Source organism: Brachybacterium massiliense, from assembly GCF_900184245.1.
GTDB lineage: Bacteria > Actinomycetota > Actinomycetes > Actinomycetales > Dermabacteraceae > Brachybacterium > Brachybacterium massiliense.
The window spans coordinates 407436-423711 of the sequence record NZ_FXXB01000006.1 but is presented as its reverse complement, the minus strand read 5'-3'; the positions used below and the strand labels follow the sequence as shown (position 1 = coordinate 423711).

Sequence of the window (16276 nt, the reverse complement as noted above, 5' to 3'; positions counted from 1 at the left end):
CTCAGGCCCCGGTCCCGATGCCCTGCGGCTCGGACTGCGTGGTCTCCAGGGCGGTCGCGGGGTCGAGATCCTGCTTGCAGACCTGTTCGATCTGGGCGTCGAACTTCGAGGCGACCTGCTCCCAGGTGGCGATGGTGGGCGGCGCGAAGGCGGTCTGCAGCTGGGTGTGGAAGGCCGCGAACTTCTCGTTCGAGACGACGGTCTCGTCCTCCCAGGCGGCCTGGAGGCCGGGCATCGCCGAGACGAGGGAGAACCACTGGACCTGCACCTCGGGGCGGGAGAGGTACTCGACCAGCTTCCAGGCCCCGTCGCGGTTCTCGCTGCCGGTGAAGACGCCGATGTTCGCGCCGCCCAGGAAGCTCGCGCTGGTCTCCTTCTCGGGCATCACGAACACGCCGTACTTCTCGGCGAAGCCCTCGCCGCCCACGCCCTCGACGGCCGCCATCATCCACGGACCGGAGATGAACATCGGCACCGCCCCGGAGACGAAGTCCTGCTCGGTGGTGCCTTCCGCGGGGGCGGGGTCCGAGACGCCCTCGGTGAAGAAGGACTGGTAGTAGGCCAGCGCCTCCTCGTTCTGCGGGGAGACGAAGGTGAACTCGGAGCCGTCCTCGGAGACGACGTCCCCGCCGTTGGACCAGCAGAACGGCAGCGCGGTCTGCCAGGAGCCGGTGCCGCCGGGCTGCAGGGCCAGTCCCCACTTCCCGTCGGGCCCGCCCTGCATGGTGCGGGCCATCTCGATCAGGCCCTCCCAGTCCGTGGGCGGTTCGGTGATGCCGAGGGACTCGGCGATGTCCTTGCGGTAGTAGACCAGGCGGGTCTCGACGTACCACGGGACCCCGTAGACGGTCTCGTCCACGGTCACGGACTCGAGGGCGCCGGGGAAGTAGTCGTCGGTGGGGATCGAGTCCGGGGTGGCCTCGAGCGCGCCGAGGCTCACGAACTCGGCCATCCAGGTCGAGCCGATCTGGGCGACGTCCGGCGCGGTGCCGGCGGCGATCGAGGAGGTGAACTTGTCGTGCGCGCTGTCCCAGGGCAGGGGCGTGACCTCGACGGTGACGTCGGGGTTCTCCTCCTCGAAGCCGGCGAGCAGCTCGGGCAGGGCCTCGCCCTCGGCGCCCATCGCCCAGACGGTCACGGAGCCGGTGGCCGGGCCCTCGGCGATCGGCTCGGCGGGGGCGTCGCCGCCTGCCTGCTCCTCCTCGGGGCGCCCGCATCCTGCGAGCACGCCCAGTGCGGCGGCGGCGCCGAGTCCGACGACGGTGCGGCGGGTGGGCCGGAAGGTGGTGTTCATGATGACTCCTCGGGTGACGGGCAGCCGCATGAGGCGCGCGGCACGAGCGTCGAGGCGACGGTGACGGGATCCTGGACGCCCTGCCCGTCGATACGGGCGGCCAGGCGGTGCGCGGCGAGCCCGCCGAGGGCGGTGACGTCCTGGCGCACGGTGGTGAGGCTCGGGGTGAGGTAGCGGGCGGTGCGGGTGTCGTCCCAGCCGGTCACGGCGAGGTCCTCGGGCACGCGGACCCCCGCGGCGGTGAGGTGGGCGATGATCGCGATCGCGAGCTCGTCGTTGCCGCAGACCAGGGCGTCGAACCGGTGGATGTCGCCATCGGCCAGCAGCTGCTCCGCGACGGCGATCCCGGCCTCCTCGACCGGGTCCACGGCGAGCTGCATCGCCGGGGCCAGGCCCGCCGTCTCGAGCGCCTCGAGCCAGCCGCGGTGCCTGCGGCCGATGTCCGATCCGCTCTCGGCGCGGCCGACGAAGCCGATCCGGCGGTGCCCGTGGGCCAGCAGGTGCTCGGTGAGGTGGCGTGCGGACTCGCGGTTCTCGGCGAAGAAGGCGTCGGCCTCGTCGAGGCGGCGGCGGGCGACGGTGACCGTGGGGCGCGTGGCGGCGACCCGGCGCACGGTGTCGTCGTCGGCGCCGCTGCGCGCCATGAAGGCGATCCCGTCGACCCGGCCCACCAGATCGCGCACCGCGGCGGCGCGGTGGTCGGTGGGCGAGGCCAGGGCGAGCACGACGGACAGCCCCAGCTGCGAGGCGGCGAGCTCGAAGCCGACCAGCAGCTGCGAGTAGTACGGGCCCGCGATGTGGGGCAGCACCACGCCGAGCGCCTTGCTGCGGCGCACGGCGAGGGCGCGGGCCGCAGCGGCGGGGGCATAGCGCAGCTCCTGGGCGGCGGCGAGCACGGCCTCCCGGGTGCGGGGGGCGACGCTGCCGTTGTCCGCGAAGGTGCGGCTGACGGTGGCGATCGAGACACCGGCGCGCGCGGCGACCTCGTAGATGGTCGCCCCGGATGCGGGCTGCGCGTGCGATGCCATGGCCGTCCTCCTCGTCCTCGAGTCGTCTCAGCGGCTGCCCGCAGCTCGCCACCAAAGTTGGAAGCGCTTACAACCGGGCGTTGATCGTAAGCGCTTCCATTCCGTGGGCGCAAGCCCCTCGAGCAGATCCGGAGGATGCCCGCCGCGCGGGTCGGCGGCTATCGCTGGGCCCGGCGGGGACGCCGGCGCGGTGCACGGCTCCGGCGCAGCGGCCCGGACGACAGAACGGACGGCCTGCTCAGCAGGCCGTCCGTTCTGTCAGCGGGTTCTCCGGGGAGCGCGGGCGCTCCCCCGGGCTCAGCGCGCGAAGCGGATGTCGATCGCCGCGCCGTGGGCGGGCAGTCCCTCGGCGCGCGCGAGCGTGGTCGCCGCCGTGCGGGCGCCGTCGAGCGCCTCGCGGTCGTAGTGGACGACGTGGATGCCGCGCAGGAACGTCTGCACGCCGAGGCCGCCGGTGAAGCGGGAGGTGCCGCCGGTGGGCAGCACGTGATTGGAGCCTGCGGCGTAGTCGCCGAGGCTCACCGGGCTGTGGGGGCCCACGAACACGGCGCCAGCGTTGGTGACGCGCGCCGCGACGGCGGCGGCGTCGGCCGTCTGGATCTCGAGGTGCTCGGCGCCGTAGGCATCGACCACGGCGAGCCCCTGGGCGATGTCCTCGACCAGCACCACGCCGCTCTGCTCGCCGCGCAGCGCCTGCTCGATCCGCTCACGGTGCAGGGCTGCGGGGACCTGGGCGGCCAGCTCGTGCTCGACCGCGTCGACGAGCGCGGTGGAGTCGGTGACCAGCACGCTCGCGGCGAGCGGATCGTGCTCGGCCTGGGAGATGAGGTCCGCGGCGACGAACGCGGGGTCGGCGGCGGCGTCGGCCAGGATCGCGATCTCTGTGGGGCCGGCCTCCGCGTCGATCCCGACGGTCCCGCGCACGAGCCGCTTGGCGGCCGCGACGTAGACGTTGCCGGGACCGGTCACGAGATCCACCCCCTGCAGGGCGCGGCCATCGCCGAGGTCCTCCGCGCCGTGGGCGAGCAGCGCGATCGCCTGGGCGCCGCCGGCGGCGATCACCTCGGTGACCCCGAGCAGCTCGCAGGCGGCGAGGATGGTGGGGTGCGGGAGGCCGCCGAACTCCTTCTGCGGCGGGGAGGCGAGCACGATCTGCTCGACCCCGGCGATCTGGGCGGGGATCACGTTCATCACCACGGAGCTGGGCAGCACGGCGCGGCCGCCGGGCACGTACAGGCCCACGCGGCGCACGGGGACCCAGCGCTGGGTGACGGTGCCCCCGGGCACCACCTGCACGGTCTCCTCCGGCCTGGCCTGCGCCGCATCGACGGCGCGCACCCGCGCGGCGGACTCCTCGAGCGCGGCACGGATCTGCGGATCGAGCTCGGCCAGGGCGCGCTGCAGCTCAGCGCGGGGCACGCGCAGATGCGCGGGCCGCACCCCGTCGAAGCGCTCCGAGGCATCGAGCACCGCCTCCGCGCCGCGGGCCGCGACGTCCTCGACGACGGGACGCACGGCGGCGACCGCGGACTCGACGTCCAGCTCGGCACGGGGCAGGGCCGCGGTGAGCTCCGCTGCACCCATACGGCGCGCGCGCAGATCGATCACGGAGAGGAAGGGGGTCTCAGGCATGGCCCCAGTGTAGGAGCGTCGCGGCGCCCGCCTCCGAGCCGCCCACGACGCGCGAGGACGTCCTTCCGGGGGTCCGCCCGTGACAGGCACTAGTGTCTCCTCCGTGCTCATCGCGTTCCTGCTCACCCTCGTCGCCGGCGGCGCCACCAGCATCGGCGCCGCCCTCGGAGTGATGGGACGCGGAACCAGCCCGAAGCTCCTGGCCGGCGGGCTGGGCCTCTCGGCCGGGGTGATGCTCTTCGTCTCCTTCGTGGAGCTTCTTCCCGAGGGGGCCCACGTGCTCTCGGGCGGCGGCGAGGTGACCGGTCACGGCACCGCGCTCGCGGTGCTGTCCTTCTTCGTGGGCATCGCGCTGATCGCGGTGCTGGACCGCCTGGTCCCGAGCTCCGTGAGCCCCCACGAGTTCTCCGGCCGGATGAGCGGTGACGAGGGCGTGCTGCGCGCCCCGGACGAGCAGGCCGCCGATCGTGCGCTGCGGGCCCGGCTGATGCGCACCGGCACGGTCACCGCGATCGCCCTGGCCCTGCACAACGTGCCGGAGGGCTTCGCGACCTTCGTCGCCGCCCTGCAGGCGCCCGAGGTGGCGATCCCGGTGGTCGCCGCGATCGCGCTGCACAACATCCCCGAGGGTCTCGCGGTCGCGGTACCGGTGCGCCGGGCCACCGGTTCCCGGGCCAAGGCGTTCTGGCTGGCCACCATGACTGGGCTCGCCGAGCCCGTGGGCGCGGTGCTCGGCTTCGTGCTGCTGGCGCCGCTGCTGAGCGGTGCCGGGATGGGTGCGATCCTCGCCGGGGTGGCGGGCGTGATGGTGTTCGTCTCCCTCGATGAGCTGCTGCCGGCGGCCGAGGAGACCGGCGAGCACCACACGGTCATCTACTCGCTCATCGCGGGCATGGCGGTGATGGCGCTGACGTTGCTGGTGCTGTGAGCAGCGCCGCTCTCGGGTACGTTCGCTCCAGGGCGCGAGCCCGGTGAGATGCCGACGGGGCGAGGAGGGTGGGGCGCGATGCGCGTGAGGCGAGGACAGCAGGCACCTCCGGGCCCCGCACGCCCCCTCGCGGCCCTCACGGCGACGCTGCTCGCGCTGACCCTCGCCGCCTGCGACGCGCTGCCGGGCACCGCCGAGGACTCCCCCGCCGCTGAGGCCGCGCCCTCCGCGCAGCCCATGGACCCCGCCGAGGTCGCCGCCGCGCAGAGCACCGCGGTGGATCCCACCTGGCTGTGCCGTCCCGGCGAGGGGGACTCCCCGCTGCCGCAGAGCACCGACGGCGCCCGGATGACCCCGCAGGCGGTGCACGCCGAGGGCCACGAGATCACCGTCTCGGGGCCGTTCCAGCTGGGCCCCGAGCACAGCTATGACGGCTTCCGCCCCGAGGGCGTGCTGCTGCCCGCGCATCCGGACAATCGCGGCCTGCCCGCCCCGGAGCACGAGGGCCCGCTCGGTCAAGAGGACTCCCCGATCCCGCCGATGGTGGTGCGCGAGCGCGTCGAGGTGCCCGCGAACACCGGCGCTCCCGCCCCCGCGGCGGTCAGCGCGCATCTGACGGTGGGCACCTGCGATGACGCCCCGCTGCCCGAGGGTCAGTTCGTGCTGCAGCTCAGCGGTGCCCTCGCAGGCGGTGACGACTCCGGCTGGGCCGCGAGCGAGGACGTGATGGTGGATGTGGTCGACGGCCGCCTGCGCGCGGTGCCGGGCGTGGTCTCCGCCCCCAGCGGCGAAGCCCCGGCGGACCTCTCGCCGCTGGCCTGCCACGCCGTGCTCGAGCCCGTCGGCGACTCCGCGGGTTACAGGATGAGCGTCGAGAACCCCTCCACCGAGGTGAGCCGGGCGCCGAGAGAGGACGGCTCCCCGGCCTCCGTCACCGCGAGCCTCACGGTCACCTCCCCGGATCACGGCACGCACGCGCTGTTCCAGACGGTCGTTGTGGTCGATCCCGAGACCGGCCGGATCGTCGCCGGGGCCCGCAACGCCTCCGAGATCCCGCTGCATTGGATGGATGAGGAGGGCGTCACCCAGCAGGAGCAGGCCTCGGTCACCGGGTCGCTGTGCGGGGCGCGCGCCCTCTCTCTCGGCACCTACCGGGCCCACGGCGTCGCGGTCACCCTCGATGAGCACGGCCGCACCGAGCTGCTGGTATCGGACCCCTGGGACGTGGAGATCCACGACGAGGCGCCGCCGCGATGAGTGCCCGCTGCGCGGACGAGGCGCGCGAGGGCCATCTCACCTATCGTGGAGGCATCCGGATCGACGAGGGCGGGTCCGCGCCCTTCGTCGATTAGTCTTGACGTCAAGACAAATGCCGCACCGACCCGAGGGAGCCCCGCGACACATGGCGCGCATCATCTACACCCACACCGACGAGGCACCGATGCTGGCGACGGCATCGTTCCTGCCGATCCTCGACGCCTTCTCGAACACCGCCGGCATCGATGTCACCACCCGTGACATCTCCCTGGCGGGCCGCATCGTCGCGGCCTTCTCCGATCTCCTGCCCGAGGACCAGCGTGAGAGCGATGCCCTCGCGGAGCTGGGCGAGCTCGCGAAGACGCCCGAGGCGAACATCATCAAGCTGCCCAACATCTCCGCCTCCGTGCCGCAGCTCAAGGCCGCGGTCGCCGAGCTGCAGGCCCAGGGCATCTCCCTGCCGGACTACCCCGAGTCCCCCTCGACCGACGAGGAGAAGGACATCCGGGCGCGCTACGACTCCGTCAAGGGCTCGGCCGTGAACCCGGTGCTGCGCGAGGGCAACTCGGACCGTCGCGCCCCCGCCGCGGTGAAGAACTTCGCCAAGGCGCACCCGCACCGCATGGGCGAATGGTCCAAGGACTCGAAGACCTCGGTAGCCACGATGGACGCCGACGACTTCCGCAGCAACGAGCAGTCCGTGGTGATGGACGCCGAGGACACCCTCTCGATCGTGCACGTCGCCGCCGACGGCACCGAGACCGTGCTCAAGCCGTCCGTGCCGGTGCTGGCCGGCGAGGTCGTGGACTCCTCGGTGATGCGCGCCGCCGCGCTCGACGCCTTCCTGCGCGAGCAGGTCGCCGCGGCGAAGGAGCAGGGCGTGCTCTTCTCCGTGCACCTCAAGGCCACGATGATGAAGGTCTCGGACCCGATCCTGTTCGGCCACGCGGTGCGTGCCTTCTTCCCCTCCGTCTTCTCCGAGTACGGCGAGCAGCTCGCCGCGGCGGGCCTGTCCCCGGACCACGGCCTGGGCGGCATCCTCGCCGGCCTCGAGGAGCTCGACTCCTCCGTGCGTGACGGCGTCAAGGCCGCGATCGACAAGGACCTGGCCGACGGCCCGGACCTCGCGATGGTCAACTCCCACAAGGGCATCACCAACCTCCACGTCCCCTCCGACGTGATCATCGATGCCTCGATGCCCGCGATGATCCGCACCTCGGGCCACATGTGGAACAAGGACGACGCCGAGCAGGACACCCTCGCGGTGATCCCGGACTCCTCCTACGCGGGCGTCTACGCCGCGACTATCGAGGACTGCCAGCGCCACGGCGCCTTCGACCCGGCCACCATGGGCACCGTCCCCAACGTGGGCCTGATGGCGCAGAAGGCCGAGGAGTACGGCAGCCACGACAAGACCTTCCAGATCGCCGCCGACGGTCGGGTCGAGGTGCGCGACGCCTCGGGTGCCGCGCTGATGAGCCACGAGGTCTCCGCCGGGGACATCTTCCGCGCCTGCCAGGCCAAGGACGCCCCCATCCGCGACTGGGTGCAGCTGGCCGTGCGCCGCTCGCGCGAGTCCGGGATGCCCGCGGTGTTCTGGCTCGATGAGTCCCGCGCCCATGACCGAAACCTCATCGCGAAGGTCGAGAAGTACCTCGCCGAGCCGATCGACGGCGCGGGCACCGAGGATCTCGATATCCGCATCCTCTCCCCGATCGAGGCGACCAAGCACACGCTCGAGCGGGTGCGCCGCGGCGAGGACACCATCTCGGTGACCGGAAACGTGCTGCGTGACTACCTCACCGACCTGTTCCCGATCATGGAGCTGGGCACGAGCGCCAAGATGCTCTCGGTGGTGCCGCTGATGAACGGCGGCGGCCTGTTCGAGACCGGTGCCGGCGGTTCCGCGCCCAAGCATGTCCAGCAGCTCATCGAGGAGGACTACCTGCGCTGGGACTCCCTCGGCGAGTTCCTGGCCCTGGCCGAGTCGCTGCGCCACCTGGCCCGCACCGCGGACAACCAGCGCGCCCGCGTGCTCGCCGACGCACTGGACCGCGCCACCGAGACCCTGCTCAACGAGGGCAGGTCCCCGCAGCGCAGGCTCGGCAGCATCGACAACCGCGGCAGCCACTTCTACCTCGCCCTGTACTGGGCACAGGAGCTGGCGCAGCAGAGCGAGGACGGCGAGCTGGCCACGGCCTTCGGCCCGATCGCGGCGAAGCTGGTCGACGGCGAGCAGACCATCGCCGACGAGCTCCTGGCCGTGCAGGGCAAGCCCGCCGACATCGGCGGCTACTACCGCCCGGATCCGGAGAAGACCGCGGCGGTGATGCGCCCCTCGGCCACCTTCAACCGCATCCTCGAGGAGATCTCCTCGGCGCTGTGAGTCCGCTGCCGCTCCGCTGAGGAGCGGCCGGCGCTGCCACTATCCGACGCCGGTCCTGCCCGCTCTCCGCGGGCCGGGCCGGCGTCGTCGTCCCACCACCTCGCCGGCCTGCCCGCCGACGTACGCTGGGAGAGCGCACGAACCGCCCCACCGGCTGCATCGCGCTCGACTCGTCCCCTGCTCCGGAAGGTGCGCCGTGCCCGTCATCCCCTCCCCTGTCGACGGCATCGACCTGCGCTACGACGTCTCGGGCGAGGGTCCGCCGCTGGTGCTGCTGCACGGCTCGGTGCTCTCCCGCGCCATCTGGCGGGGGCTCGCCTATCTCGCACCGCTGGGCGAGCAGCACACGGTGGTGCGGGTGGACCTGCGCGGGCACGGGCGTTCGGGCACCCCGCACGAGGCGTCGGCCTACACCCAGCAGGCCTTCACCGCGGATCTGCTCGCCGTGCTCGATGCCGAGGGGATCGGCTCCGCGTCCCTGCTCGGCTACTCCCTCGGGGCGCGCGTCGCGCTGACCACAGCGCTCAAGCACCCCGAACGGGTCGATCGACTGGTGTGCCTCGGCGGCTCGGCCGCTCCGCAGCGGGGTGCGGTCGACTCCGTGTTCTTCCCGGGCGTGATCGAGGCGGTGGCCGAGGAGGGGATGGAGGCGTTCTGCGCCGGGCAGGGCCTGGGCCCCGAGGTCACGGCGCGGCGGGCCCGGGCGACCCGCACCGCGTTCCTCGCCGCCGATCACCGGGCGATCGCGGCCCTGCTGGCCGCGACCGATGCCACGCCCGGCGTGCCGGACGACGTGCTCGAGGCCTGTGAGATCCCGGCGCTGTGGATGGCGGGCACCGAGGACCATCCCCGCTTCGAGGAGTCACGTCGGGCGGCCGCGCTGATGCCCGCGGCCGAGTTCGTGCCGCTGCCGGGCCGCGACCACGGCGGCACCCTCTCCCCTGCGCAGGACGTGCTCGAGCACGTGCTGCCCTTCCTCGCCTGAGCCCTGGGCTCGAGCGGCTCGCGGGCGCGGTGAGCGCTCAGAGCACCTGCCGGGCGAGGGCGAACAGGGCGACCGCCACGATGACGCCGCGCAGCAGCCACTCCGGCATCCGCTTGGCGAGGTGGGCGCCGAAGTAGCCGCCCAGCAGGGCGCCGACGGCGATCGCGGCGGTGGCGATCCAGATGATCTCGACCCCGAGCGTGATGTGCGCGATGACGTACACGAGTGCGGCGGCGAGGTTCACCACCAGGCTCAGCAGGTTCTTCACGCTGTTGACCGAGCCCATGGTGCGCCCGGTGAAGGTGCCGAGGATCCCGAGGTAGAGGACCCCCTGGGCGGCGGTGAAGTAGCCGCCGTAGACCGAGGCGAGACCGAGCGAGGAAACCAGCGCCGGCGAGCGGTACGGGCTCGAGGACGCAGCGAGCCCGCGGTCGGCCCCGTGCTCGCCGGCGGCGCGCCGACGCTCGGAGCGCCGCTCACGGGCGGCGCGCAGTGCGGCGGTCAGTCGCTTCTGGAAGATCACCATCGCGAGTGCGACCACGATCAGCACGGGCACCACCACGTCCAGGGCCTGCGAGGGCGAGACGAGCAGCAGCAGCGCGCCCGCCGTCGCCCCGATCGCCGCGACGATCGTGAGCAGGCCCAAGTTGTTCTTCTCCTGGGCGATCTCTCGGCGGTACCCGTAGACCGAGCCGATGGTCGAGAACAGGATGCCGATCGTGTTGGTGCGCACCGCGACGCCTGGCGGGATGCCGAGGGCGAGCAGCACCGGGAGAGTCAGGAGCGAGCCCGAGCCCACCGCGGCGTTGATCGCACCGGCAAGGGTGCCCATCACGAGCAGGATGACGAGCGAGATGGGTTCCACGAGGGTCGACCCTACTGTGCCCAGCGGTGCAGAGGGCGGATGTCCGCGCGCGGCGCCGGGCTCAGCTGCTCACCAGGTCCTGCAGCACCTCCTGCAGCACCTGGGCGTGATTGTGCTCGGTGTCCTTGGCCGCGAACAGCAGGACGATCTTCCGGGCGCCGTCCTCCTTCGCCCGGTCCAGCAGCGCCTGCGGGGCATCGCTGCCCTCGAGCTCTCGGCGGTAGTGGCGGGAGAACTCGGAGAAGCTGAGCTCCTCGGAGTGGAAGGCCTTCCTCAGATCGGGGCTCGGGGCGACGTCCTTGTCCCACTCGTCGTGGGCGAGCCGCTCCTTCTTGATGCCGCGGGGCCACAGCCGGTCCACCAGCACGCGGCGCACGGTCTTTCCGGCGCCGTCGTCGTCGAGCAGGTCGTGGACGCGCGCCAGGGTGATCTCGGGGGTGCTCATGCTCTGTCCTTCCTCTCGTGCTCGTCAGCGCCGGCGGGTGCAGGGGAGCGTTCAGGGCCCGGTCCGCGCCGGAGGGCGGGCCGGGCCCTGAAGCCTGGGGCGGCTGCGCCGCTGGGGCAGGCCGTGGGAGAGAGGCGGGCTCAGCTCAGCGCTGCGACCGCCGCGTCGTAGTCGGGCTCCTCGGTGACCTCGGCGACCTGCTGGGTGTAGAGGATCTTGCCGTTCTCGTCCGCGATGACCACGGCGCGCGAGAGCAGCCCGGCCAGGGGGCCGTCCTGCATCGTCACGCCGAGATCCTCACCGAAGGAGGAGCGGAAGGCGGAGCCGGTGACCACGTTCTCGAGGCCCTCGGCGCCGCAGAAGCGGGCCTGGGCGAAGGGGAGGTCCTTCGAGGCGCAGACCACCACGGTGTTCTCAAGGCCGGCGGCGAGCTCGTTGAACCTGCGCACGCTCATCGCGCAGGTGCCGGTGTCCAGCGACGGGAAGATGTTCAGCACGACGCGCTTGCCGGCGAGGTCGGCGCTCGAGACGGCGCCGAGGTCCTGGCCCACGAGCTCGAAGGCCGGCAGGGCCGAACCGGCCTGGGGCAGCTCGCCGACGGTGGAGACGGGATTGCTCTGGAAGGTGATGGAAGCCATGCCCCCATCATCGACCCCTGACGCGGCAGACACAACCCGGGCCAGGTGAGGGCCCTGATCAGTCCATGGTGGAGCGCAGGCGCTCCTTCTCCTCGTCGACGTCGAAGTCCGCCTCGGGCCATTGCGGGTCGATGTCCTCGAGCGCGTTCAGCAGCAGCTGCTGGACGGCGATGCGCGCGTACCACTTGCGGTCGGCGGGGACCACGGTCCAGGGCGCGCCGACCGTCGAGGTGGCCCGCAGCGCGCGGGTGTATGCGTCCATGTACGACTCCCAGTGGCCGCGCTCGTCCACGTCGCCGGGGTTGTACTTCCAATGCTTGTCGGGCCTCTCGAGACGCTCCATGAGGCGCTCTCCCTGCTCCTGCGCGGAGATGTGGAGCATCACCTTCACGACGGTGGTGCCGGCCTCGGCGAGCTCGCGCTCGAAGGCGTTGATCGCGGTGTACCGCTCGCGGATCTCCTTCGCATCGGCCCAGCCGTGGACCCGGTGGATCAGCACGTCCTCGTACTGGGAGCGGTCGAACACGCCGATGATGCCGGGGGCGGGGGTGCGCTTGCGGATGCGCCACAGGAAGTCGTGTCGCTTCTCGGCCGAGGTGGGGGCTTTGAAGGCGGTGATGTCCACGCCCTGCGGGTCCACGTTCCCGACCACGTGGCGCATGATCCCGCCCTTGCCGGAGGTGTCCATGCCCTGCACGATCAGCAGCACGGAGCGCCCCTCCTCCTGCCCGTGGTGCGCCGCGTACAGCCGCTCCTGGAGATCGTCGAGAGCGGCATCGCGCAGGGCCAGCAGCTCCTTGCCGTCGGCCTTCTTCCCCTCGAAGCCCGGCGTGGCGCGCGGATCGAAGTCGGTCACCTCGCCCTTCCAGCCCGAGGGGATCGGGAAGCCGGTGGGCGTCTGCTCCGCGGGGTCGGGGTGCTTGCTCTTCTTCTTCGACATACGGGCACAGTAGTGGCCAGGCTGCTCAAGCGCCCGGCGATGCGGGAACTTGACTCCACCGCGCTGTCGGCCCAGTGTCAGGGGCATGACGCTCACCGCCATCACCCATGCCCATGTCGTCCCGATCGAGGGCGCGCCCTTCGACGGGACGGTCCTCGTCCGCGACGGCCGGATCGCGGACCTCGGTCCCGCGCTCGAGATCCCTGCCGACGCCGAGGTGGTCGACGCCGGCGGCGGCTGGCTGCTGCCCGGCTTCATCGATGCCCACGTGCACCTGGGGGTGGATGAGGAGGGTGAGGGCTGGGCCGGCCAGGACACCAACGAGATGACCGATCCGGTGATGGCCGCCGCGCGGGCGATCGATGCGATCAACCCCGTGGAGGTGGGCTTCGACGACGCGATCATCGGCGGCATCACCACCGTGAACGTGAACCCCGGCTCGGGCAATCCCATCGGCGGGCTCGCGGTGGCGCTGCACACCCACGGCCGGGTGGTGGACGAGATGGTGCTGCGCAGCCCCTCCGGGCTCAAGGCGGCGCTCGGGGAGAACCCCAAGCGCGTCTACGGCGAGCGCAATCAGACCCCCTCGACCCGGCTGGGCGTGGCCCTGACGATCCGTCAGGCCCTCGCCAAGGCTCGGGCCTGGGCGGCGAAGCCGGCCGAGGAGCGAGATGCGGATCTGGTCTCCGAGGCGCTCGCCCGGGTGCTCGAGCGGGAGATCCCCTGGCGCCAGCACTCGCACCGGGCCGATGACATCGCCACCGCCCTGCGCATCGCCGAGGAGTTCGGCATCGACCTGGTGCTCGATCACGGCACCGAGTCCTACCTGATCGCGGACAGGATCGCGGCGGCCGGGGTGCCGGTGCTCTACGGCCCCCTGATCGTCTCGCGCTCGAAGGTGGAGGTGCGCCACCGCACCCCGAAGGCGCCCGGTCTGCTCACCGAGGCCGGGGTGAAGGTCTCGATCATCACCGATCATCCGGTGGTGCCGATCGAGTTCCTGATCGACCAGGCGGCTCTCGCGGTCAAGCACGGGATGGCCCCGGCCGAGGCGCTGCGTGCGATCACCCTGAACCCGGCGGAGGTGCTGGGGCTCGCGGAGCGGGTCGGTTCGCTCGAGGTCGGCAAGGACGCGGATCTGGTGCTGTGGGAGGGCGATCCGCTGGACGTGCGTCACCGCACCCTGCGGGTGTGGCAGGGAGGCCGCGAGGTCATGCGCCGTGACGCCTCCGGCGAGCCGGTGATCGCCCCTCGCTGACGAATCTGCGGGTCAAGAGCGGCCGGCGGAGGGCGCGCCTCTCAGGGGGCGGGGAGCCGCTGCAGGTCCGGCACGTCGCCGAGCTCCCGGTACCCGGCCGAGACATAGGTGGCGACCGCTCCGGTGAGCGCGCGCGGAGTGCACACCGTCGCGCTCGAGGCGCCCATCGCCCGCAGCTGTGCGGTCCCGGCCAGGCACATCGCCCGCCCGTGGCCCCAGCCGCGGTGGTCGCGGTGCACGCCGAGCGGCTCGATCAGGCCGGGCCTGCCGGGTCCGGCCGACCACACGCTGATCACCGCGACGGCGTTGCCTGTTTCGTCGCGTCCCAGCAGGGAGGCCGCGTCGCGGTGGGCGGGACCGTCCAGCATCGTGAGCACGCGCTCGACGGTGAGACTGCGGCTGTCGAAAGCGGAGCGATGCACCTCGGCGTACTCTCCGGCGGTGCTCTGCCGCACGGGCTCGATGGTGAGCGTCTCGGGCACCGTGACGGGCTCGGCGAGGTCGCGCCGCAGGGGCACCCAGGCCTCGCCCTTGCTCCACCCGTGCTCCTGGAGCACGGTGCGCAGGGCGAATGCCGAGCGCGCCTCGAGGAAGGCCTGCCCGGACGGAAGAATCCCGCGCTCGGGCTCGAGGAGGTCCTCGGCGAGACGCCGCGCGAGGGGCTCGTCCTCGGCGAACTGCGGGGCGATCGCGAGGCGCAGCAGGTCGTGGCCGTCCAGCATCCCCAGCGCCGCCGGTCGGCTCCCCCGGCTCCACAGCCGCAGGTTCTGGGCGGTGGGATCGGCGCCCCGCAGGTGGTGCCAGCCGAGGTCCCCCGGATGGAGCTGGAGGAGATCTTCGCGCTGCCAGCGGCGCAGCGCCACGAGCACGTCCTCGAGCTCGTCGGCGGTCGGGGTGCGGAGCGTCGTCGGGGTGGAGAGCATTGTCGCCATGCCCTGATCCCATCACCGGAGCGCAGCGGCGTCCACCGGATTCTCGTCCCGGGTTCGCACGCTGTTTCGTGCGGGGCCCACCTGGATAGGCTCAACGGGCCGGGTCGAGCTGCGGACGGGAGACAGGAATGGACGAGACGCCAGCAGAGGAGGACGTGATCCGCCGGATCGTGCGCGTGCGCGGCCGGGTCCAGGGAGTCGGCTTCCGGATGGATGCCGCGGCGGCGGCATCCCGGATCGGCGTCTCCGGCACGGTGCGGAACCTGTGGGACGGCACCGTCGAGGCCGACGTGGAGGGCCCGACGGGCACGGTCGAGGAGATGCTCGAGCATCTGCGCACGGGCCCGCCGGCCGCACAGGTCGAGGGGATCGACGTTCGCCGGGAGGCACCCCGCGGCACGGAGGGCTTCCGCGTCACCGGCTGAGGGAACGCTCCGGTCCCGGCGCGGCGGTGCGCAGATAGTGCATCGCGAGCAGCGCGGCCGCGCCCACCATCACCACCGAGGTGAGGATCATCGGGGTCTGCCCTGCTGCATCGAGGATCAGGCCGCCCACCAGCGCACCCACCGCGATCGACGCGTTGAACGCGGCACTGTTCAGGGCGGTGGCCTCCTCGAGCACCGCGGTGGCCTCGGAGCCGACGAAGGCCTGCATCGCCACCGAGATCGCCCCCACGAACAGACCCCACACCGGCATCACCAGCACCGCCCGTACCGGGGCGTCCATCAGCAGCAGCACCCCGGCCAGGCCCGCCATGGTGCCCAGCAGCACCACCAGCGCCCCCAGCGGAGGGCTGCGGCGCAGCAGGAAGCCGACGGCGAAGTTGCCGATCAGCCCGGCGATGCCGAACAGCAGCAGCATCAGGCCCACGTCCAGCAGCGGCACGCCGGCCCGCTCGACGAGCACCGGGCTGATGTAGCTGTAGGTGATGAACTGGCCGATCACGGCCAGCGAGACCAGCGCCAGCACATAGCGCACCCCGCGGTGTCGGGCGGCGGCGAGCATCATCCGCCCGGACACCTTCGCCGGGGAGTGCACGGGCCGCACCAGCAGCAGGATCAGCACCGCGACCACCGCGGCGAGGGCACCGACCACGGCGAAGGCCATCCGCCATCCCACATGGGCACCGATCCAGGCCGCGACGGGTACACCCAGCACGAGCGCTCCCCCGGCACCGCTGAAGGCGATGGTGAGGGCACGGGCGATGTGCCTGCGCGGCACCTGACCGATCGCGACGATCGCCATCACCGCCCAGTACAGTCCGATCGACACCCCCGCGAAGAGGCGCGCGAACAGCAGCACCGCGAAGCTCTGCGCCACGACGCTGAGCGCGCACGAGATCACCACGGACACCAGGGCGAGCACCAGCACCAACCGGCGGTCCAGCCCGCGCACGATCACCGGGGTGCACAGCGCGACCGCACCGGCCAGGATGCCGGGCACGGTGACGGCCAGGCCGGCCACACCCTCGCTGACGCCAAGCTCGGGCGCCATCACGCTGAGCACGCCGATCGGCAGCTCCTCGATGGTGATGAGCACGAAGATCCCCACCGCGAGAGCGACCACCGCGGCCCAACGGCGTGCACTGTCCACTGCTGCTCCTCGTTCCTGCACCCGGTGCCCTCCGGGTAACCTCCCCACAATAGGGCACCGCGACCTGCGCGCTCCGCCCCTGGACGGCCGTCGGC

15 protein-coding genes are annotated in these 16276 nt (G+C 72.4%); 6 read left to right on the top strand and 9 right to left on the bottom strand.

Features of this window, described 5'->3' with window-relative positions; all coding sequences use genetic code 11:
- Nucleotide 1 precedes the first annotated feature (1 nt).
- The 3 genes from BN4251_RS06485 to hisD form a co-directional block, all read right to left on the bottom strand.
- Entirely contained in the window at nt 2-1294 is a 1293-nt protein-coding gene (locus tag BN4251_RS06485) for a sugar ABC transporter substrate-binding protein (protein ID WP_087484292.1), read from the bottom strand.
- The gene (locus BN4251_RS06480) at nt 1291-2322 is read right to left on the bottom strand and encodes a LacI family DNA-binding transcriptional regulator (RefSeq protein WP_087484291.1); all 1032 of its coding nucleotides are present in this window, start codon (nt 2320-2322) and stop codon (nt 1291-1293) included. The genes BN4251_RS06485 and BN4251_RS06480 overlap by 4 nt, the downstream gene beginning before the upstream one ends.
- Before the next feature lie 297 nt (nt 2323-2619).
- Nucleotides 2620-3954 (bottom strand): histidinol dehydrogenase, encoded by a 1335-nt coding sequence (gene hisD, locus BN4251_RS06475; protein WP_087484290.1) that lies wholly within the window; start codon nt 3952-3954, stop codon nt 2620-2622.
- Between the two features lie 103 nt (nt 3955-4057).
- Here hisD and zupT point away from each other — a divergent pair, with 103 nt between their 5' ends.
- From zupT to BN4251_RS06455, 4 genes are all read left to right on the top strand, one after another.
- Complete coding sequence (gene zupT, locus BN4251_RS06470; protein WP_087484289.1) at nt 4058-4882, top strand: zinc transporter ZupT; 825 nt, start codon at nt 4058-4060, stop codon at nt 4880-4882.
- A 78-nt stretch (nt 4883-4960) separates the two neighbouring features.
- Nucleotides 4961-6139, top strand: a complete 1179-nt coding sequence (locus BN4251_RS06465; protein ID WP_087484288.1) for a hypothetical protein — start codon at nt 4961-4963, stop codon at nt 6137-6139.
- Nucleotides 6140-6284: 145 nt separating this feature from the next.
- Nucleotides 6285-8525, top strand: coding sequence for an NADP-dependent isocitrate dehydrogenase (locus tag BN4251_RS06460; RefSeq protein WP_087484287.1), 2241 nt, complete (start codon nt 6285-6287; stop codon nt 8523-8525).
- Between the two features lie 196 nt (nt 8526-8721).
- Nucleotides 8722-9510, top strand: coding sequence for an alpha/beta fold hydrolase (locus BN4251_RS06455; protein ID WP_087484286.1), 789 nt, complete (start codon nt 8722-8724; stop codon nt 9508-9510).
- Between the two features lie 37 nt (nt 9511-9547).
- Here the strand turns inward: BN4251_RS06455 and BN4251_RS06450 are convergent, their stop codons facing one another.
- From BN4251_RS06450 to BN4251_RS06435, 4 genes are all read right to left on the bottom strand, one after another.
- Nucleotides 9548-10375, bottom strand: coding sequence for a sulfite exporter TauE/SafE family protein (locus BN4251_RS06450; RefSeq protein ID WP_087484285.1), 828 nt, complete (start codon nt 10373-10375; stop codon nt 9548-9550).
- A 61-nt stretch (nt 10376-10436) separates the two neighbouring features.
- Complete coding sequence (locus BN4251_RS06445; RefSeq protein ID WP_087484284.1) at nt 10437-10820, bottom strand: DUF488 domain-containing protein; 384 nt, start codon at nt 10818-10820, stop codon at nt 10437-10439.
- A gap of 140 nt (nt 10821-10960) precedes the next feature.
- Nucleotides 10961-11458: a thiol peroxidase gene (tpx, locus tag BN4251_RS06440; protein ID WP_087484283.1), complete on the bottom strand. Its 498-nt coding sequence runs from the start codon at nt 11456-11458 to the stop codon at nt 10961-10963.
- A 58-nt stretch (nt 11459-11516) separates the two neighbouring features.
- Nucleotides 11517-12398, bottom strand: coding sequence for a PPK2 family polyphosphate kinase (locus tag BN4251_RS06435; RefSeq protein WP_140398403.1), 882 nt, complete (start codon nt 12396-12398; stop codon nt 11517-11519).
- Nucleotides 12399-12483: 85 nt separating this feature from the next.
- Between BN4251_RS06435 and BN4251_RS06430 the strand changes: the two genes are divergently transcribed.
- Entirely contained in the window at nt 12484-13656 is a 1173-nt protein-coding gene (locus BN4251_RS06430; RefSeq protein ID WP_087484281.1) for an amidohydrolase, read from the top strand.
- 41 nt (nt 13657-13697) lie between these two features.
- On the opposite strand, the gene BN4251_RS06425 is transcribed toward BN4251_RS06430, so the two are convergent.
- Nucleotides 13698-14588 carry a GNAT family N-acetyltransferase gene (locus tag BN4251_RS06425; RefSeq protein WP_245810229.1) on the bottom strand — a complete coding sequence of 297 codons (891 nt, stop codon included), beginning with the start codon at nt 14586-14588 and terminating at the stop codon, nt 13698-13700.
- A gap of 128 nt (nt 14589-14716) precedes the next feature.
- On the opposite strand from BN4251_RS06425, the gene BN4251_RS06420 reads away from it, so the two are divergent.
- Entirely contained in the window at nt 14717-15013 is a 297-nt protein-coding gene (locus BN4251_RS06420; RefSeq protein ID WP_087484280.1) for an acylphosphatase, read from the top strand.
- Here BN4251_RS06420 and BN4251_RS06415 read toward each other — a convergent pair.
- The gene (locus BN4251_RS06415; protein ID WP_245810228.1) at nt 15003-16181 is read right to left on the bottom strand and encodes an MFS transporter; all 1179 of its coding nucleotides are present in this window, start codon (nt 16179-16181) and stop codon (nt 15003-15005) included. The genes BN4251_RS06420 and BN4251_RS06415 overlap by 11 nt on opposite strands.
- Between the last annotated feature and the right edge of the window lie 95 nt (nt 16182-16276).

What these genes read in the sequence shown, in the direction of transcription:
- BN4251_RS06420 (WP_087484280.1), top strand. Translation starts at nt 14,717, where the DNA reads ATGGACGAGACGCCAGCAGAGGAGGACGTGATCCGCCGGATCGTGCGC.
- BN4251_RS06435 (WP_140398403.1), bottom strand. Translation starts at nt 12,398, where the DNA reads ATGTCGAAGAAGAAGAGCAAGCACCCCGACCCCGCGGAGCAGACGCCC.
- BN4251_RS06430 (WP_087484281.1), top strand. Translation starts at nt 12,484, where the DNA reads ATGACGCTCACCGCCATCACCCATGCCCATGTCGTCCCGATCGAGGGC.
- BN4251_RS06445 (WP_087484284.1), bottom strand. Translation starts at nt 10,820, where the DNA reads ATGAGCACCCCCGAGATCACCCTGGCGCGCGTCCACGACCTGCTCGAC.
- BN4251_RS06425 (WP_245810229.1), bottom strand. Translation starts at nt 14,588, where the DNA reads ATGGCGACAATGCTCTCCACCCCGACGACGCTCCGCACCCCGACCGCC.
- hisD (WP_087484290.1), bottom strand. Translation starts at nt 3,954, where the DNA reads ATGCCTGAGACCCCCTTCCTCTCCGTGATCGATCTGCGCGCGCGCCGT.
- BN4251_RS06460 (WP_087484287.1), top strand. Translation starts at nt 6,285, where the DNA reads ATGGCGCGCATCATCTACACCCACACCGACGAGGCACCGATGCTGGCG.
- BN4251_RS06465 (WP_087484288.1), top strand. Translation starts at nt 4,961, where the DNA reads ATGCGCGTGAGGCGAGGACAGCAGGCACCTCCGGGCCCCGCACGCCCC.
- tpx (WP_087484283.1), bottom strand. Translation starts at nt 11,458, where the DNA reads ATGGCTTCCATCACCTTCCAGAGCAATCCCGTCTCCACCGTCGGCGAG.
- BN4251_RS06485 (WP_087484292.1), bottom strand. Translation starts at nt 1,294, where the DNA reads ATGAACACCACCTTCCGGCCCACCCGCCGCACCGTCGTCGGACTCGGC.
- BN4251_RS06480 (WP_087484291.1), bottom strand. Translation starts at nt 2,322, where the DNA reads ATGGCATCGCACGCGCAGCCCGCATCCGGGGCGACCATCTACGAGGTC.